Genomic DNA, 18,451 nt, shown 5'->3' with positions numbered 1-18,451 from the left:
AAGAAAATTTACCGGTTGGCAACCACGACCGTATTGTCGATGCTTCCGAGTGTCAATGTGTGTCCACGTGACACCGCGCCGTTAACCACGATTCGGCCATGCAGCGGGAGGTAGAGTGTGGGAACTCGACCATTTTTAATCTTGTGCGACCCCCGGTAGTTTCTGCGCCGCAGGCGGAATTGTCGTTGTGTGACGAACATGTGTCGGTGATTCGCCTTGGGATTGATTCCCGGCAAGCCGTCTGTGATCTCTCCTCACCCGAAAGGCCAGTTAATCTGTCCCTTCCTGTCGTCACGGCTTCGCGATCACGTCGTAAGGCTTTCAGATTGCGCAACTATTCGCTTGATCCGGCGGCCATCTTGAACAGACTGGGGAGCGGCTACATCTGTGACGTCCGCTGCCGCGACATTGCGGTGGTCCATCCGCGTTGAATCACCGCAAGTTTAATTGCGACTTTCGTAGTCCTGCACTGATCCTTGGGGAGAGGGAATTGAGTTCGATTGACAGAACGGGGCGTGTGGCTCCGGTGACCGGCGTCGAGCGTCATTCGCTTCGCCGCCATGCCTCACGCGGCCTGTCGCTCAGGCCTTGGCTTGGCCTTGCGCCGATCGGGCTGCTGGCGGCGCTGGCGCTCGGCGGCTGCGACAACAAGAGCGCGCAATCGCAGGCCGCGCCTCCGCCGCCACCCGTGACCGTCGCGCAGCCGGTCAAGCGCACCGTCACCGACTGGGACGAGTTCACCGGCCGCTTCGAGGCGATCGAGGAGGTTCAGGTCCGCGCCCGTGTCGGCGGCTTCGTCAACAGCGTCGAGTTCAAGGATGGTGCGATCGTCCACGCCGGCGATCTGCTCTACATTATCGACCCGCGGCCGTTCGAGGCGGTCGTGCTGCAGGCCGAAGGCCAGCTGGCCGACGCGCGCGCCAAGGGGGAGCTTGCCAAGCGCGATCTCGAGCGCGGGCTGAACCTCGTGCAGACCAGCGCGGTCTCGGAGCAAGTCGTCGATCAGCGCCGTCAGGCGTTGCAGGCGGCACGCGCCGCCGAGACCCAGGCCGAGGGCACGCTGAAGGCCGCGCAGCTCAACGTCGAATTCACCCATGTGCTGGCGCCGATCACCGGCCGCATCAGCCGGCATCTGGTGACTCCGGGCAATCTCGTGCAGGGCAGCGAGGGCGGCGCGACGCTGCTGACCTCGATCGTGTCGCTCGATCCGATCTACATCTATTTCGACGTCGACGAGGCGACCTATCAGCGCAATAGCAAGCTGTGGTTCGAAGGCAGGCGGCCGAGCTCGCGCGACACCGCGAACCCGGTGCAGGTGACGCTGACCGGCGAGACCAAGCCCTTGCATGAAGGCAAGATGGACTTCCTCGACAACCGGCTCGACGTCTCGACCGCGACGCTGCGCAGCCGCGCGATCATTCCGAACAAGGATCTGTCGGTCCTGCCCGGCCAGTTCGGCCGCGTCCGCATCATCGGCTCCTCGCCCTATGAGGCGCTGTTGATCCCGGACAGCGCTGTTGCCACCGACCAGTCGCGCAAGATCGTGTTCGTGGTCAAGGACGACAACACGGTGGAAGCAAGAGCGGTCACGCTCGGGCCGCTCGACGATGGCTTGCGCGTCGTCCGCGAAGGCCTCAAGGCGGAGGATCACGTGATCGTCGACGGCCTGCAGCGCGCCCGCGTCGGCGCCAAGGTGACGCCGAAGATGGCGCAGGCTCCGGCGGATTCCAAGCCCGCCGCAGGCGACAAGCCCGCGGCCGCTGACAAGCCCGCCTCAGGTGCCAAACCATGAATCTCGGCAGGCTCTCCATCAACCAGCCCATCCTCGCGATGGTGCTGTCGATCGTGCTGCTGATCGTCGGCGCGATCGCCTATCCGACGCTGCCGGTCTCGGAATATCCGCAAGTGGTGCCGCCGACCGTCGTCGTCACCACGCAATATCCGGGCGCCTCGGCGCAGACCGTGTCCGACACCGTCGCCGCGCCGATCGAGCAGGAGATCAACGGCGTCGAGGACATGCTGTATCTCTACAGCCAGGCGACGTCGAACGGCCAGCTCACCATCACAGCGACCTTCAAGCTCGGCACCGACCTCGACAAGGCCCAGGTGCTGGTGCAGAACCGCGTCGCGATCGCGCAGCCGCGGCTGCCCGAAGAGGTGCAGCGCAACGGCGTGACCACGCGCAAGAACTCGCCCGACATCCTGATGGTCGTGTTCATGCTGTCGCCCGATGACACGTTCGACCAGCTCTACATCTCCAACTACGCGCTGCTGCAGGTCCGCGACCAGCTGTTGCGGCTCGATGGCGTCGGCGACATCCAGATGTTCGGCGCGCGCGATTACTCGATGCGGCTGTGGCTCGATCCCGACCGGATCGCCAATCTCGGTCTGACCTCGACCGAGGTGCTGGCGGCGATCCGGGCGCAGAACCTGCAAATCGCCGGCGGCCAGATCGCCGAGCCGCCGATCGCCGATCGCGCATTCCAGCCGAACCTCGTCTTCACCGGCCGCCTCAAGGACATCAGGCAGTTCGAGGACATCGTGGTGAAGGCCGGCTCCGACGGCCGCACGGTACGTCTGCGCGACGTCGCCCGCGTCGAGCTCGGCGCGCTGTCCTACGCCACCAACAGCTTCCTGCTGCGCAAATCCGCGGTCGCCCTGCTGGTGACGCAACGGCCCGGATCGAACGCGCTCGCCACCGCCAAGAGCATCTCCGACACGATGGAGCGGATGAAGGCGAGTTTCCCGAAGGGGCTCGACTACAATATCGGCTACAACCCGACCGAATTCATCGCCCAATCGGTCCACGAGCTGATCAAGACGATCTACGAGGCCATGGCGCTCGTCGTCATCGTGGTGCTGGTGTTCCTGCAGGGATGGCGGCCTGCGATCATCCCGATCATCGCGATCCCGGTGTCGCTGGTCGGCACCTTCGCGGTGATGGCGGCGCTCGGCTTCTCGATCAACAATCTGACGCTGTTCGGCCTCGTGCTGGCGGTCGGCATCGTGGTCGACGACGCCATCGTGGTGGTCGAAAATGTCGAGCGGCATCTCGAGCACGGCATGAGCAGGCGCGACGCTGCGCTCAAGACCATGGAGGAGGTCGGCGGCGCGCTGGTCTCGATCGCGCTCGTGCTGTGCGCGGTGTTCGTGCCGACCGCCTTCCTCGGCGGCATTTCCGGGCAGTTCTTCCAGCAATTCGCGGTCACCATCGCGGTCGCGACCGCGATCTCCTGCTTCTGCTCGCTGACGCTGTCGCCGGCGCTGGCCTCGCAGATCCTGGTGCCGCATGAGGAGAAACGCCCGCCGGCGCGCTGGAACATTATCGCGCGCGGCTGGGACAGCTTCACCGCGCTGTTCAACCGCGTGTTTGACCGGCTCGCGCACGGCTATGCATCGGTGGCCGACTTTGTGATCCGGCATACGGTGGTGATGCTTGCGCTCTACCTCGTACTTATCGGCAGCGCCGGCTGGCTGCTCGCGACCACCTCGCAGGGCTTCATTCCGGCGCAGGACCGCGGCTACGTCATCATCTCGGCGCAGCTGCCGGGCGCCGCGTCGCTGGCGCGGACCACCGCTGTTGTGCGCGAGATCGAGCGGATTGCGCTGGATACGCCGGGCATCGTTCGCGTCGCGGCTTTCGCCGGCTTCTCCGGTGCGACGCGCACGCAGCAGGGTAACGCCGCGGCGCTGTTCCCGGTATTCGACGAGCCGGAGGCGCGCCTGAAGAAGGGGCTGACGGCGAACGCGATCACGGCCGAATTGCGCAAGCGTCTGTCGGTGATCCAGGGCGCCTTCATCATCGTCATTCCGCCGCCGGCCGTGCCCGGCATCGGCACCGGTGGTGGCTTCACCATCCGCGTCCAGGACCGGCAGGGGCGCGGACCCGAACTGCTGGCTTCCGCGACCGATGAATTGGTGACAGCCGCGCGCAAATCGCCGTCTCTCACGTCGGTGTTCTCGCCGTTCACCGCGAACACGCCGCAGCTGTTCGTCGACATTGATCGCGTCAAGGCGCAGAAGCTCGGGGTGCCGATCGCCAACATTAACGACACGATCCAGACCTATTTTGGTTCGACCTATGTCAACGACTTCAACCTGTTCGGCCGCACCTATCACGTTACCGCGCAAGCCGATCTGCCGTTCCGGAAAGACAGCCCCGATCTCGCAAGGCTGCGCACCCGCAACGTCGCCGGCGACATGGTGATGCTCGGCAGCATCGTGGACTTCAAGGACGTCTCGGGACCCGACCGCGTCGCGCGCTACAATCTGTACTCGGCGTCCGAACTGCAGGGTGAGCCGGCACCCGGCGTGAGCTCGACGACGGCGCTCAACACCATCAAGCAGCTCGCCGACCAGACATTGCCGAGCGGCTTTTCGTTCGAGTGGACCGACCTGTCCTATCAGCAGGTGACCGGCGCCAATGCCGGCCTCTACGTGTTCCCGATCTGCGTGCTGTTCGTCTATCTGGTGCTGGCCGCGCAATATGGCAGCTGGACCTTGCCGTTCGCGGTGATCCTGATCGTGCCGATGTGCCTGTTCGCGGCCACGATCGGCGTGCGCCTGATGGGCCAGGACGTCAACATCCTGACCCAGATCGGCTTCGTGGTGCTGGTGGGGCTGGCCGCCAAGAACGCGATCCTGATCGTCGAATTTGCACGCGACATCGAGCTCGAGGGGAGGTCGCGGCTGGACGCGGTGATCGAGGCCTGCCGGCTCCGTCTGCGGCCGATCCTGATGACCTCGTTCGCCTTCATCCTCGGCGTGCTGCCGCTGGTGGTATCGACCGGTTCGGGCTCGGAGATGCGGCAGGCGGTCGGCGTTGCCGTGTTCTTCGGCATGCTCGGCGTCACCCTGTTCGGCCTGATCTTCACGCCGATCTTCTACATGGTGGTGCGCAACCTCGCGGAAGGAAAGAACGAGGGCAAGCCGGCCGAGCCCAAGGCAACCGTGGCGGGTTGAGGGCGGCACCCAACGTTCCGCAGCAGCAAGTCCTTCCCCGTCATCCTGAGGAGCCTGCGAAGCAGGCGTCTCGAAGGATGCACGGCCACCGGCCGGGCCGTCGACCCTTCGAGACGCGCGTTCCGCGCTCCTCAGGGTGACGGGAAGCTAGCAAGTGCTGTCGACGCAGCCCATACTTTTGGCTGAGCGGAAAGAGATGGGCAGGCGTGGGGTTATAAAATAATGTCGCGCCGATTTTCCTGATAGAAACTGCTGGGAGAGCATAGAATGAAGTCCGGATTTTTGGCCGCAGTCGCGGCCTGCAGCCTGATGCTTGCGGCGCCGGCGATGGCCCAGGGCGTCAAGATCGGCATCCTGAACGATCAGTCCGGCGTCTATGCCGACTACGGCGGCAAATATTCGCTCGAAGCCGCGCGGATGGCGGTCGAGGATTTCGGCGGCGAGGTGCTGGGACAGAAGATCGAGATCGTTACCGCCGACCATCAGAACAAGCCGGATCTTGCGACCGCGATCGCGCGGCGCTGGTACGAGGTCGAGAACGTCGACATGATCACCGAGCTCACGACGTCGTCGGTCGCGCTCGCGGTGCAGGAGCTGTCGAAGGAAAAGAAGAAGATCGACATCGTGGTCGGCGCGGCGACCTCCCGTATCACCGGCGATGCCTGCACGCCCTACAGCTTCCACTGGGCCTATGACACCCGCGCGCTCGCCGTCGGAACCGGCGGTGCGCTGACGGAAGCCGGCGGCAACACCTGGTTCTTCCTGACCGCCGACTACGCCTTCGGCTACGCGCTGGAGAAGGACACCAGCGACATCGTCACCTCGAAGGGCGGCAAGGTGGTCGGCTCGGTCCGCGTGCCGCTCAATTCGTCGGACTTCTCGTCCTTCCTGCTGCAGGCGCAGAGCTCGAAGGCCAAGATCATCGGGCTCGCCAACGCCGGACTCGACACCACCAACTCGATCAAGCAGGCGGCCGAGTTCGGCATCGTGCGCGGCGGCCAGAAGCTTGCCGGCCTGTTGATGACGCTGTCGGAGGTGCACGGTCTCGGGCTCGAGGCGGCGCAGGGTCTCGTGCTCACCGAGGGCTTCTACTGGGACCACGACGACGCCTCGCGCGCCTTCAGCGAGCGCTTCTTCAAGCGCACCAGCCGGATGCCGAGCATGATCCATGCCGGCACCTATTCGGCGACGCTGAGCTATTTGAAGGCTGTGAAGGCCGCCGGCACCAAGGACAGCGAGGCGGTCGCCGCCAAGCTGAAGGAGCTGCCGGTCGATGACGCCTTCGCCAAGGGCAAGGTGCTCGCGAACGGCCGCATGGTGCACGACCTCTATCTGTTCGAGGTCAAGAAGCCCTCGGAGTCGAAGAAGCCGTGGGACTATTACAAGCAGATCGCCGTGGTGCCCGGCGACAAGGCCTTCTTCACCGCCAAGGAAAGCGGCTGCCCGCTGACCAAGTGAGGCGAATATCCACGGGTGGTGTCGTCCTGGCGAAAGCCAGGACCCATTACCCCGATTGGATGTTATTGCACCACGCTGTGGCCATCAGATTGCCCATAACCACGCTCTGTGGTTATGGGTCCTGGCTTTCGCCAGGACGACGGTAGTGGTTATGGCGCGACCGCGCCTTCAATGCGCCAGCCGCCACACCGCGCCGCCGATCGCGCCAACCCAGAGGATGACGCAGGCGAGCGCCTGGATGGCGAAGCCGGGGCTGCGTTTCGCCACCGCTTCGCGATAGCCGATGAAATAGACGATGCGGCCGATCACCCAGATCGCGCCGACCGCCGCCGCGGCGGCATCGCCGACATAGACCGCGAACAGCCAGAGCGACGGCAGGAAGATCGGCATCCATTCCAGCGTGTTCATCTGGATGCGGTAGATGCGCTCGAAATCCGGATTGCCCGTGATCGCCGGCAGCTTGACGCCGTAGACCGCGCGGGCGCGGGCGACCTGCAGCGCGAAGAAGAAGTGCAGCGCGACCGCAAGGCAGGTGACGATGGCGGTGTAGTGGTACATGTCAGGCGTGTCCTCTTTCCATTGGCCCCGATGTCATGACGGGACAGCGAAGCCCGGTGTGACATGTGGCCTTGCTTTACCTCTCCTCGCGCGCGGGGAGAGGTCGGAACGCATCGTCAGATGCGTTCCGGGTGAGGGGGGACCTCGGCGAGACCAACTGTCACCGAGTACGCGGAGACGGCCCCTCATCCCAACCCTCTCCCCGTAAGAACGGGGCGAGGGAGCACAGTTATGCCGCGGCCCCATTCGGACCAATTCCGTCACGTCCTAGTACCCCGTCATCTCAAGATAGCCGATTCCGGCGTGGCTGCCTGAGAAGCGGATCGGGCCTTCCCAGTACGGGAAGCTGGTTCCCATCCAGCTCCGTGCATTGAGCGGCGTGGTCTCGATGGCAAGGCCGCGTGCGGGCAGGCTGACGCGCCATGACGTCGGCAGCTTGCGGCCGTCGATCTCGGTGGTCGCGAGCGGCGCGATGCTGTTGCCGCTGGCGGCGATCTCGGCCGAGCGGCCGTCCAGCGTGATCCAGTTGCCGAACAGGTTTTCGCGGCCGTCCTTCTGGCGCAGCCGGTACAGCATCAGCTTCTCGTCGCCGGGCAGATGCAGCGAGAACCAGTCCCAGCCGGTCTGATCGGCCGCCAATGGCTGGCTGCTCCATTCGCGATCCATCCACGCCGAGCCCGTGACGTCGACCGGTCTGTCGTCGATTACGATGCGGCCGGACGCCTTGTAGAACGGCTGGCTGTAGTAATAGGAGGCTTGCCCGCGATCCGACTTGCGGCTGTAGCCGCGGTCGCCCTGCAGCACCAGCGCGCGGTCGGCCTCGAGCCGCAGCGCGGTGCTGAAGTCGGCGGCGGAGGCCTTGAGCTCGAGCGGTGCGACGCGCTGAGCATCGAACGCGTCGCGCCCGCGCAGCTCCCAGGCGTCGATCCAGGCGCGGAACGGCGTGGCTTCGACAGCGGCCTGCCCGACGCCGCCGCGGGCAAAGGTTTCGCTGAAGCGGTGCGTGCCGGCGCTGGTCACGGCGGCGTGGCCCATCCAGAGCTGCTGATTGGCCCAGCCCTCGGCCGGTCCGCCCGCTTTCATCGCCTGGCGGAACAGCGTCCATTGCGCGCCATAGGCCGCGCCGCTCGTGTCGGACAGGTTGGCGGTCACGTACCACCATTCGATCCGGAATTCCGGATGCGGGCCGTGGTCCGCGGGGAACGTGAATGGCTTGCCCGGCGTGACGGCGGCAAATCCTTCCGCCGTCTCGCCGAGCCCGGCGAAGCCCTGCGCGAACGTCTTGCCGCCGAGCGCCAGCCCCAGCGCACCGCCGGCAAAAGCGCGACGGGTGATGGTGCCGCTAGCGCTCATTGACAAAGATCCTGATCAGGCTGGCGGGCTGCATGCGCGCCAGCCTCGCGACCGGAAGCGCCGCGGCACAAAATGCGGCGGCCAGCGCCACCGCGAGCAGCTCGATCAGCTGCAGCGGGAAAATGTGGAACGGCAGCCGCCAGCCGAACGCCTTGACGTTGACGATCGCAAGCAGGCACCACGCCACCAGCAGGCCGAGCGGCAGCGCAAACAGCGCGGTGATCAGCGCGACCGCCATGGTCTTCAACAGTTCGAGCGCGGCGAGCCGCCGCCGGGTCAGGCCGATCGCCCACAGCGGCGCCAGCTGCGGCAGCCGCGAATTGGCCAGCGTGAGCAGGCTGGTCAAAAGCGCAATGCCGGCGACGCCGAGCGTGAAGGCGTTGAGCGCGGCGGTCACCGAGAAGGTGCGGTTGAAGACCCGCTTCGATTCCGTTTTCATCCTGGCCTGGTCGGCGATGTTGCGATCATCGAGACCGAATTTCTCCTGTAGCGCGGTGATCAGCGGTGCGATCTTATCCGGTGCCACGCGGAGGCCCATCCGTGTCATTGGTGTCTGCGGGAAGCGCCGGGTCAGCGCGGCGAAGTTGACCGCGATCTGGCCCTTGGGGTTGCCGTAATCGGCATAGATGCCGACGATCTCGAGCGGCCAGTTGCCGCCGGGGGCGGGTACCTCGATATGATCGCCGATCGCCAGCTTCATCCGCCGCGACAGCTGCTCGCTGACGAGGCAGGTGTCGCCGGGCCGCAGCCGAACCCACGCATTTGCGACGCTTTCGAGCAACGGCCAGCTGTCGTGATAGGTGGCGTGGTCGGGCAGGCCGAGCACCTCGATCGGCGCGCCGTCGAGCTGGGTGTCGGCGCGGCCGCCGGGCAGGATGGCCTGAACCTCGGGCCGATCGCGCAGCCAGGCCTTGATCTCCTTTGCCTGCTGATCGCTGGCGGCGCTGATGTAAACGTCGGCGGCGAGCCTTCCGTCGAGCCAGACCAGGAAGGTGCGGTTGAAACTTTCCACCATGGTGCCGACGCCGACATTGACCGCGAGCGCAAGCAGCAGCGCCATCAGCGCCAGCGACAGTCCCGACAATTGCTGGCGGCTGTCGGCCCAGAACCAGATGCCGACCGGCGCCCGCGCGCTGCGCTGCCCGAAGGCCAGCGCAATCTGCAGGACCATCGGCAGGATCAGCGCCGCGCCGAGCATCAGCGCGGCGAGCACGGCGAAGCCCGCGATCAGGGAATCGCCGAACCAGATCAGGCCCGCGGCGACCGCAAACACCGCGAGTGCCGCCGCGCTCTGGAGCAGCAGCCAGCGCCGCTGCGCCTGCTGCCAGGCCTGCGGCTGCGCCGTCGCCAGCACCGGCATCCGGATCGCCTTGGCAAGGCTCGCAGCCGCCGCGGCGAGCGCGCCAAGAATGCTGATAGCGATGCCGGCGAACCACCAGGCGGGTTTAAGCGAAAGCTGTCCGGGAATCTGCGCGCCATAGAGCCCGCGCAGCGAGGCCGCGACATCCGGCAGCAAGGCAGCCGCAATGAAGTAGCCGCAGACGAGGCCGATGAGGCCGGCGACCAGCGCCAGCGACACCAGCTCGATCACCAGCACGGTGTTGAGCATTCGCGCCGAGACGCCACAGGCGCGCAGTGTGCGCAGCATCGGCAGCCGCTGCTCGAAGGCGAGGCCGATCGCGGAGTTGACGATGAACAGGCCGACAAAGAACGACAGCAGCCCGAACGCGGTGAGGTTGAGATGGAAGCTGTCGGTGAGGCGTTCGAGGTCGCTCTCCGCGCTCGGCTCGACCAGGCGGAGCTTGTCACCCGCCACGTTTTCGAACGCTGTGTGCGGCGCTTTGGACTTGCCGACGAGCAGGCGCGAGACCTGGCCGGGCACTTTGAGGATGTCCTGCGCGATGCCGATATCGACGATCAGTGCGCCGGGCGCGAGCTCGGCCTGCACGCGCAGCGGCGGCAAGCTCATGCCGTTGGCCTGCGGCCGCTCGCCTTCCTTGAGGCCGAGATCGCGCAGCGTTTCGCCCGCCACCAGCATTTCGCCCGGCGGCGTGACGAAGGACTGCAGGCTGCCGCGTCCGACCGCCGGCGCGTTGCCGACCTCGGACGGCAGCGTCACCGGCTCGACGCCGAGCAGGCGGAAGCTGCGCCCGTCGATCTGGACCCGGCCCTCCAGCATCGGCGACACCGGCCAGCCGGCACGGCGCAGATCGACGAACAGTTGTTGCGGGAAGGTCGCGCTGTCCCTGGCGACCAGCATTGCAGTCCGCGACCCGCCGAAGGTCGCGGCGGCGCGATCATAAGCGATGCGGGCCTGCTGGTTCAGCGCCTGCACGCCGCTCCACAGCGCGGTGGCCGAGATCAGTCCGATCAAGAGCGTTGCGAGCTGCATCGGATGCCGCCGCCAGTGGCTGAGCAGCACCGCGAGGATCCACAGCGCGCGCCTCATGCGACGATCCCGGCATGCAGGGTGACCTGGCGGTCGAGCGTCGCGGCGAGCCGCGCGCTGTGCGTGACCATCAGGAAGCCGCAGCCGGTGCGGGTCACCAGATCGCGTGCCAGTGCCAGCACCTCGTCGGCAGTGTCCTCGTCGAGATTGCCGGTCGGCTCGTCGGCGAGCAGCAACAGCGGCTTTGGCGCCAGCGCGCGGCCGATCGCCACGCGCTGCTGCTGGCCGCCGGACAGTTGCTCGGGATAGCGCTTCAGCAACTGCTTCAGCCCAAGGCGCTCGACCAGTTCGTCGTGCCAGGCCGCGTCATGCCGTCCGGCGATGCGCGACTGAAACACGAGATTGTCCGCGACCGTCAGGCTCGGGATCAAATTGAACTGCTGGAACACGAGGCCGAGCCGGTTGCGGCGCAATTCGGCACGACCGGCGTCGCTGAGGTGGGAGACGACGGTGTCGGCGAGGGCGATCTCGCCGCTATCGGCGGCATCGAGCCCCGCGATCAGATGCAACAGCGTGCTCTTGCCGCTGCCGGATTCGCCTGATAGCGCCACGCTCTCGCCGGTCGCAACGGCAAGGTCGACGCCGCGCAGCACAGCGACGTCTTCGCCGGCAGAACGGTAACTCTTGGTCAGGCCGGTGACGCGAAGCACCGCGGCGGTCTGGTCAGATGAAGCGATGGCTGGGCCTCATTGCGGCTTCTGGTATTTCAGGACGAACTCGTCGATCGGCACCGGTGCCTTGAAGACGGGAATGTCCTTGGGGTCCTCCGCATGATGCAGGAAATCGCCCTCGGCCACCAGCTTGAAGCCCGCCGCCTCGATCTCCTGCTTCAAGGTGCTCTCCTCGATCCGGTGCAGCGTCTTGGCGACACCGGTGCCTGCGCCCGTCTTGGCCGAGTGATCCGCGATCACGAGCAAGCCGCCCGGCTTGAGCGCGGCGAACATCTTCTTGTTCATCGCGGCGCGGTCGACAGGCAGATAGGTGATGTCGTGATAGAAAAAGAAGAAGGTGATCATGTCGAGGTCCTTGACCTCGGGCGGGATCGGGTCGTCATAGTCCCGCACCACATGGACCACGTTCTTCATCGCCGGCGCCTTGGCGCGGGTGTCGAACTTGTCCTTGACGAAGCGCTCGAGCACGGTCGCGGAATCCTGTGCGTAGACCTTGCCCGACGGGGCGACGGTGCGCGCCAACAGTTCGGTGCTGTAGCCGGCGCTCGCCGCCATGTCGAGGATCGTCATACCCGGCTTGACGCCGGCAAAGGTGAGCATCTCGGCCGGCTGCCGGCGCTGGTCGACCTGGCGATCCGCATCGCTGCGATCGGGTGCGGCGACGATCGCGGCGTAGTCGGGATTGGCGGCGTCTTCCGCGCGGACTTGAGGCGCGGCAAGCAGCGCGGCGGACATAAGTGCAGCGCAAGCGGTGGCACGTAGGATCAATCTGTTCATGAAATAACCCCGGGCTTTTCGTTGGCCCTGAACATAGCAGTCGGGACATGACAGTTCACCGCTCCACTGGCGCGACCGACGCGATCGTGATCGGGCCGTTAGAAGCGCTCCGGGGCGCACAACCCCGAGGAAATGCGGTGTTGCGTTGCACGGCGAGGCGTGGCTAGCATCGCCGGACGGGGCCGATTTACGAAGCCAAAACGAAACGACGGGGAGCCGGACATGACTACGCAAGCGACGTCCAAGAGGACGTCAGAGGGGCTGTCAAAGGGGACGCCGAAGGGCGCCTGGCAAATCACCTTCCTTCTATTCCTGTTCATGGTGGTGAACTTTGCCGACAAGATCGTGGTCGGGCTCGCCGGCGTGCCGATCAAGAAGGAAATGGGCCTCACCCAGGAGCAGTTCGGCGATCTCGGCTCGTCATTCTTCCTCTTGTTCTCGATCTCGGCGATCGTGGTCGGCTTCATCGTCAACCGCGTCGCCACCCGCTGGGTGCTGCTGATCCTGGCGGTGATCTGGTCGCTGGCGCAATTTCCGATGGTCGGCACCGTCAGCTTCACGACGCTGGTGATCTGCCGCATCATCCTCGGCGCCGGCGAGGGGCCGGCGTTCTCGGTCGCGGCGCACGCGATCTACAAATGGTTTCCGGACGAGAAGCGTACGCTGCCGACCGCGATCCTGTCGCAGGGCTCCGCGTTCGGCGTGATCCTCGCGGTGCCCGCGCTGAACTGGATCATCGTCAATCACAGCTGGCATCACGCCTTCGGCGCGCTCGGCATCGTCGGCCTGATCTGGGCGGTCGCCTGGTTCGCGCTCGGCAAGGAAGGGCCGCTGGTGTCGACGTCTGCCGTGGCGGCCGACGAGCCGCGGATTCCGTATTGGAAGCTGTTGACCTCGCGCACCTTCATCGGCTGCGTGGTAGCAACCTTCGGCGCCTATTGGGCGCTGTCGCTCGGGCTCACCTGGTTCACGTCCTTCATCATCGAGGGGCTCGGCTTCTCGCAGCACCAGGCCGGCTTCGTCTCGATCCTGCCCTGGATCTTCGGCGCGACGATCGTGCTGCTGACCGGCTGGATCTCGCAGCTGATGCTGACGCGCGGCTTCACCACCCGCGGTGCGCGCGGCGTGCTCGGCTCGGTGCCGCTGATCTTCGGCGGCGCCATCCTTGCGATGCTGCCCTATGCGCCGCCCGGCGGGATCATGATCGCGCTGCTGGTGATCGGCTCCGGCCTGTGCGGCTCGATCTACGTGGTGTGCCCGCCGATGCTCGGCGAGTTCACGCCGGTGTCGCAGCGCGGCGCGATCATCGCGATCTACGGCGCGCTCTACACGATCTCGGGCATCCTGGCGCCGATGGTGATGGGCAATGTGATCCAGCACGCGGCAACGCCGATGGCCGGTTACATGTCCGGCTTCACTATCAACGCGGCGATCATGGCCGGCTCCGGCCTGCTCGGATTGCTGCTGCTGTGGCCGAACAGCGAGCGGGCGCGGCTGACCGGCACGTCGCAGCCGGCGGGCACGATCAAAGGTGCGATGTCGCCGACGTAAGGGGCGCACCTCTGGCAACTCGCTCCACTTCGCCTTTCCCCTTGTGGGAGAGGCCGGATTTCGCGCGTCAGCGGGAAATCCGGGTGAGGGGTCTGCCTCCGCGAGTTTCGTCCCTCGAGAGACCGCAACCCCTCACCCGGATCGCATTGCGCTCCGCTGCATGCGATCCGGCCTCTCCCACAAGGGGAGAGGCGGGAGTCCTGTCGCCCGGATCGCTGCGTCTCTCAATTCATCCCCTGCGCGCCGCGGACGAGCTTGCCCGGGCGTGCGCCGGTGGCCTTGCCCTCGCGCTGGGTCACGATGCCCGACACGATGGTGGCGTCATAGCCGTCGACCTGCTGCAGGAGGCGGCGGCCGCCGACCGGCAGGTCGTAATGCACCTTCGGAGGGTGCAAATGCAGCCGGTCGTAATCGATCACGTTGACGTCGGCCTTGAAACCAGGAGCGATCACCCCGCGATCATACAGACCGACCGACAGCGCGGTCTTGCGCGACTGCGCCGCGACCACGAACGGGATCGAGAGCTTCTCGCCGCGGCTGCGGTCGCGCGTCCAGTGCGTCAAGAGATAGGTCGGGAAGCTGGCATCGCAGATGATGCCGCAATGCGCGCCGCCGTCGGACAGGCCGGGCACGGCACTGGGCTCGCGCAGCATCTCATGCACGGCGTCGAGATTGCCGTCGGCGTAATTCAGGAACGGCACATAGAGCATGCCGCGACCCTCGTCGGTCAGCATCGCGTCATAGGCAAGCTCTTCCGGCTGACGGCCCTGGCGCCGCGCCTGCGGCCCGAGCGCGTTTTCCGGCGGCTGCTCATAGTTCGGCGGATTACCCAAGAGATACATCTTGTCGTAGTTCGGCCGGAAGAACAGCGGATCGTCGGTCGCCGTCGCGCTCTCGCTCAGGATCGTCGCGCGCACCTCGGGTCGGCGCAGATGCGCGAGCCGCTCGGCCAGCGGCAATTTGGCGATCTCGCGATAGCTCGGATGGGTCTGGAACGGGTTGCGCGACAATTCGAGCCCGAGCAGCAGCCCGACCGGCCGCGCCGCGATCTGGGTCGTGATCGACAGGCCGCGGGCGGCGGCTTCGTTGATGGTGTCCATGGTCTGCCGCCAACGCCGCGGCGCCTTGTCGGCCTGGGCGACCGAGAACGAGATCGGACACCTTGTGTTCTCGGCGACCCGCAGCATCATCGGCAGGTCCTCGTGCACGGTGCTCTGGTCGAGCACGAATTGCAGCACGCTGCGGCCGACGCCGTGCATCGCGCCGGCGATCGCGGTCAGTTCATCCTCGCCGGCTTTCAGCGTCGGCGTGTAGTCGCCGGTCGAGGTGCGGTGATTGAGCGTGCGCGAGGTCGAGAAACCCAGCGCGCCCGCCCGCACCGCGTCGCCGGCGAGCGCCGCCATCGCCTTGTTGTCCTCGGCCGTTGCGGGATCGCGGCGCGCGCCGCGCTCGCCCATCACATAGACCCGCAGCGCCGCATGCGGCAGCTGCGCGCCGATGTCCATGTCGAAATTGCGCTTCGACAGCCACTCCATGTAGTCGGGGAAGCTCTCCCACGCCCAGGGAATGCCGGCGGAGAGCACCGGCTCCGGAATGTCTTCGACGCCTTCCATCAGCTGGATCAGCCTGGTGTGGTCGCTCGGCCGGCACGGCGCGAAGCCGACGCCGCAATTGCCCATGATCGCCGTGGTGACGCCGTTCTGCGACGACGGCGTGATGTCCTGGCTCCAGGTCACCTGGCCGTCGTAATGGGTGTGGACGTCGACGAAGCCGGGCGCCACCAGCTTGCCGCGGGCGTCGATCTCTTCCTTGCCCTTTGCCGAGACCTTGCCGACTTCGGTGATCTTGCCGCCTGTGATCGCGACATCGGCTTCATAGAGGTCGCCGCCCTTGCCGTCGGCGATGGTGCCGCCGCGGATCACGAGGTCTGGGGTCGAGGTCATGGCATTTCATCCCGAGGCTGTTTTTGGTTGACGGCATCATGGGTCAGCCCCTGATGCTGTCAACCAGCGCCGATGAAGCTCTGGGATGCGCTGATGCTGATTTGCCAGCTGGGATCGAACGTTGCCGCCCGACGGAAATTTGTTCCTCGACGGCAGGCGGCGCTGCGCTCCCTCTCCCCGTACTCACGGGGAGAGGGGTGGGGTGAGGGGCTGTCTCCGCATAAGCGGTGATAGCTGCGTTTGTGGAAGCTCCCCCTCACCCGGAACGCATCTAACGATGCGTTCCGACCTCTCCCCGCACGCGGGGCGAGGTGAAACGGAGTCCGCGGCTCGATTCGAAATGAACTCGTATTGCGCTATCGCGCGCCGAAGAACGCCGTCTTCTGGGTCTCTTCGGCCTGCAGCCTGGCGCGGACGCGCATCAGGTCCTTCCAGCCGATATAACCGACGAGGCGCTGATCCTCGCGCGAGATCACAGGCAGATGCGAGACGTTGACCTGCATCAGGCGGTCGGCGAGCCGGTCGAGATATTCGTCGGGATAGGCGACGGTGATCTTGCTGCCGGCCAGCAGCTGCTTGAGCGTCGCGGTGCGATGCTTGCCGGCGCGGCGCCAGCGCAGCACGGACGGCGGGTCGATCACGCCGAGCACGTGGTGGTTGGCGTCGACGACGGGAAAGCTGGGGTGACCGGTCTTCGGGTTGGTCAGGAAGGCGGCCGCGCCGTGCAGCGTCATGGTGTCGGCGACGGTCTCGACCGCCTTGGTCATGACGTCGCGCACGCGGGTCAGCGCGAACGGATCGACACGGTACTCGCGCACCAGATGATGGCCGCGCCGAGCCACCTTCTCGGTCAGGATCGAGCGCCGCATCAAAAGCACCGTGACGCCGTGCGCGGTGCCGCAGGCTGCGATCAGCGGCAGCAGCACATGGGTGTTGCCGGTGAGTTCGACGGCGAAGAAGGTCGCGGTCAGCGGCGAGCGCATCGTGCCGCCCATTGTCGCCGCCATCGCCAGCAACGCCCAGAAGCCGGGGCTCGCTTCAGGCAGATAGCCGCTCAGCGCCGTTCCCATCGCGCCGCCCATGATGAGCAGCGGCGCCAGCACGCCGCCCGAGGTGCCCGAGCCGAGCGCGACCGACCAGATCACGGCTTTCACCACGAGCAGCAGCAGCGCGGCCTTCAGCACCACATCGCCTTGCAGCATCGACGCGAGGTTGTCATAGCCGACGCCGAGCGCCTGCGGCTCGATCAAGCCGCCGAGGCCGACCACCAAGCCGCCGATCAGCGGCCACCACATCCAGTGGATCGGCAGCTTGAGGAAGATGTCCTCGCAGCCATAGACCAGCTGGGTGAGCACGCCCGACAGCAGCCCGGAGAGGATCCCGATCAGCATCCAGGCGCCGAGCTGCAGCACCGAGATGTCGACGCCGCCGGTGAACGGAAACAGCGGCGCGGGCATGTGCAGGAAGGTGCGTCCGACCGCCGCCACCACGGCGGCGACGGTGACGGGAATGAAGCTGCGCGGCGTCCATTCGAACAGCAGCAGTTCGACCGCGAGCATGATCGCGGCGATCGGCGTTCCGAACACCGTGGTCATTCCGGCGGCGGCGCCCGCCACCAGCAGGGTCTTGCGCTCGTTGTCGCTGACCGGGAGCATCTGCGCGATCAGCGAGCCGATCGCGCCGCCGGTCATGATGATCGGGCCCTCGGCGCCGAACGGGCCGCCGGTGCCGATCGACACCGCCGACGACAACGGCTTCAGGATCGCCACCTTGGGGTCGAGCCGGGAACGGCCGAGCAGGATGGCCTCGATGGCTTCCGGGATGCCGTGGCCGCGGATCTTCTCGCTGCCGAAACGCGCCATCAGCCCGATGATGAGCGAGCCCGCGACCGGCACCAGCACGGTCCAGAGCCCGAGCGGCGAATCCTGCAATTTCAGGTCGGCGAAGCTGAACTGGCCGAAATAGGCGATGTTGGTGGCAAGCTTGATCAGCTGCAGCAGTCCCGCCCCGGCCAGCACGCCTGCGGCGGAGACAAACACGGCGATCGCCGAGATCACCACGACGCGCGGATCGGTCGTGAAGTCGCTCAGGAGGTGGCTGGCCTTCTCGCCGATTTTGGCGGTGTTTGGGGCGGTGTTCGTGGCGGAGACGCTCGATTTGGTGGAAATGGCGCTCATTGGTGGCGTAAGGCTCGGGTGAAGTGGACGCGGCGTCATATCGCATTGCGATATAATTACAAGCGGGAGACATCGAATGGCAGCGTTGAAAGCACCGTCGAAATCGCCGAGGCAGGACCAGAAGCGGGTTCCCAGCCAGGGCGATTACGAAACGCTGTCGCAATTTCGCTATCTGATCCGCCGGTTTCTGGAGTTCAGCCAGGACGCCGCGAAGGCCGCAGGCCTGACACCGCGGCAGCATCAGGCATTGCTGGCGATCCGGGGGTATCCGGGCGGCGGGCCGGTTGCGGTCGGTGATCTGGCCGAACGGCTGCGGCTTCGTCACCACACCACGGTCGAACTGGTCGACCGGCTGTCCGAGGCCGGGCTGGTCGAGCGCGTGCTCGATCCCGCCGACCAGCGGCGAGTGCTGCTGAAATTAACCGGCCTTGCGGCCGATCATCTCGCCGAATTGTCGGCGGTCCATCTCGATGAGCTGTCGCGCATCGAGCCGCTCCTGAAGCAGGTGCTGTCGCGACGGTCGGAGTGAGCGCGCTGCGTGCGCAACGTTTC

12 protein-coding genes are annotated in these 18,451 nt (G+C 66.1%); 5 read left to right on the top strand and 7 right to left on the bottom strand.

Annotated elements, in window-relative coordinates; genetic code table 11:
* Positions 1-574: 574 nt before the first annotated feature.
* The 3 genes from ACVMDN_RS35305 (at position 575) to ACVMDN_RS35295 (ending at position 6,420) form a co-directional block, all read left to right on the top strand.
* Positions 575-1,792, top strand: coding sequence for an efflux RND transporter periplasmic adaptor subunit (locus ACVMDN_RS35305; protein WP_076834950.1), 1,218 nt, complete (start codon positions 575-577; stop codon positions 1,790-1,792).
* Positions 1,789-4,962, top strand: a complete 3,174-nt coding sequence (locus ACVMDN_RS35300) for an efflux RND transporter permease subunit (RefSeq protein WP_028344243.1) — start codon at positions 1,789-1,791, stop codon at positions 4,960-4,962. The genes ACVMDN_RS35305 and ACVMDN_RS35300 overlap by 4 nt, the downstream gene beginning before the upstream one ends.
* Positions 4,963-5,229: 267 nt before the next feature.
* Positions 5,230-6,420, top strand: a complete 1,191-nt coding sequence (locus ACVMDN_RS35295; RefSeq protein ID WP_057021219.1) for an ABC transporter substrate-binding protein — start codon at positions 5,230-5,232, stop codon at positions 6,418-6,420.
* Positions 6,421-6,588: 168 nt separating this feature from the next.
* Here the strand turns inward: ACVMDN_RS35295 and ACVMDN_RS35290 are convergent, their stop codons facing one another.
* From ACVMDN_RS35290 to ACVMDN_RS35270, 5 genes are all read right to left on the bottom strand, one after another.
* On the bottom strand, positions 6,589-6,978 hold the full coding sequence (locus ACVMDN_RS35290; RefSeq protein WP_057021220.1) for an MAPEG family protein: 390 nt from the start codon (positions 6,976-6,978) through the stop codon (positions 6,589-6,591).
* A 267-nt stretch (positions 6,979-7,245) separates the two neighbouring features.
* The gene (locus tag ACVMDN_RS35285; RefSeq protein ID WP_076834881.1) at positions 7,246-8,331 is read right to left on the bottom strand and encodes a lipocalin-like domain-containing protein; all 1,086 of its coding nucleotides are present in this window, start codon (positions 8,329-8,331) and stop codon (positions 7,246-7,248) included.
* Positions 8,321-10,780 (bottom strand): ABC transporter permease, encoded by a 2,460-nt coding sequence (locus ACVMDN_RS35280; protein ID WP_076834882.1) that lies wholly within the window; start codon positions 10,778-10,780, stop codon positions 8,321-8,323. The genes ACVMDN_RS35285 and ACVMDN_RS35280 overlap by 11 nt, the downstream gene beginning before the upstream one ends.
* Positions 10,777-11,430, bottom strand: a complete 654-nt coding sequence (locus ACVMDN_RS35275; RefSeq protein WP_057021223.1) for an ABC transporter ATP-binding protein — start codon at positions 11,428-11,430, stop codon at positions 10,777-10,779. Before ACVMDN_RS35275 ends, ACVMDN_RS35280 begins: the two co-directional genes overlap by 4 nt.
* A gap of 36 nt (positions 11,431-11,466) precedes the next feature.
* On the bottom strand, positions 11,467-12,228 hold the full coding sequence (locus ACVMDN_RS35270; RefSeq protein ID WP_076834883.1) for a class I SAM-dependent methyltransferase: 762 nt from the start codon (positions 12,226-12,228) through the stop codon (positions 11,467-11,469).
* A 222-nt stretch (positions 12,229-12,450) separates the two neighbouring features.
* Between ACVMDN_RS35270 and ACVMDN_RS35265 the strand changes: the two genes are divergently transcribed.
* On the top strand, positions 12,451-13,779 hold the full coding sequence (locus ACVMDN_RS35265; protein WP_057021225.1) for an MFS transporter: 1,329 nt from the start codon (positions 12,451-12,453) through the stop codon (positions 13,777-13,779).
* A gap of 224 nt (positions 13,780-14,003) precedes the next feature.
* Here ACVMDN_RS35265 and ACVMDN_RS35260 read toward each other — a convergent pair whose 3' ends face one another.
* Positions 14,004-15,722 (bottom strand): N-acyl-D-amino-acid deacylase family protein, encoded by a 1,719-nt coding sequence (locus ACVMDN_RS35260; protein WP_076834884.1) that lies wholly within the window; start codon positions 15,720-15,722, stop codon positions 14,004-14,006.
* Positions 15,723-16,078: 356 nt separating this feature from the next.
* On the bottom strand, positions 16,079-17,899 hold the full coding sequence (locus ACVMDN_RS35255) for a chloride channel protein (RefSeq protein ID WP_244559028.1): 1,821 nt from the start codon (positions 17,897-17,899) through the stop codon (positions 16,079-16,081).
* Between the two features lie 76 nt (positions 17,900-17,975).
* On the opposite strand from ACVMDN_RS35255, the gene ACVMDN_RS35250 reads away from it, so the two are divergent.
* Entirely contained in the window at positions 17,976-18,428 is a 453-nt protein-coding gene (locus ACVMDN_RS35250) for a MarR family winged helix-turn-helix transcriptional regulator (RefSeq protein WP_076834885.1), read from the top strand.
* Positions 18,429-18,451 lie beyond the last annotated feature (23 nt).

The sequence above is a fragment of the Bradyrhizobium sp. USDA 4510 genome (assembly GCF_054059095.1).
This window is presented reverse-complemented; position numbering and strand designations above follow the sequence as displayed.

What these genes read in the sequence shown, in the direction of transcription:
- ACVMDN_RS35265 (WP_057021225.1), top strand. Translation starts at nt 12,451, where the DNA reads ATGACTACGCAAGCGACGTCCAAGAGGACGTCAGAGGGGCTGTCAAAG.
- ACVMDN_RS35280 (WP_076834882.1), bottom strand. Translation starts at nt 10,780, where the DNA reads ATGAGGCGCGCGCTGTGGATCCTCGCGGTGCTGCTCAGCCACTGGCGG.
- ACVMDN_RS35300 (WP_028344243.1), top strand. Translation starts at nt 1,789, where the DNA reads ATGAATCTCGGCAGGCTCTCCATCAACCAGCCCATCCTCGCGATGGTG.
- ACVMDN_RS35255 (WP_244559028.1), bottom strand. Translation starts at nt 17,899, where the DNA reads ATGAGCGCCATTTCCACCAAATCGAGCGTCTCCGCCACGAACACCGCC.
- ACVMDN_RS35295 (WP_057021219.1), top strand. Translation starts at nt 5,230, where the DNA reads ATGAAGTCCGGATTTTTGGCCGCAGTCGCGGCCTGCAGCCTGATGCTT.
- ACVMDN_RS35285 (WP_076834881.1), bottom strand. Translation starts at nt 8,331, where the DNA reads ATGAGCGCTAGCGGCACCATCACCCGTCGCGCTTTTGCCGGCGGTGCG.
- ACVMDN_RS35290 (WP_057021220.1), bottom strand. Translation starts at nt 6,978, where the DNA reads ATGTACCACTACACCGCCATCGTCACCTGCCTTGCGGTCGCGCTGCAC.
- ACVMDN_RS35260 (WP_076834884.1), bottom strand. Translation starts at nt 15,722, where the DNA reads ATGACCTCGACCCCAGACCTCGTGATCCGCGGCGGCACCATCGCCGAC.
- ACVMDN_RS35250 (WP_076834885.1), top strand. Translation starts at nt 17,976, where the DNA reads ATGGCAGCGTTGAAAGCACCGTCGAAATCGCCGAGGCAGGACCAGAAG.
- ACVMDN_RS35270 (WP_076834883.1), bottom strand. Translation starts at nt 12,228, where the DNA reads ATGAACAGATTGATCCTACGTGCCACCGCTTGCGCTGCACTTATGTCC.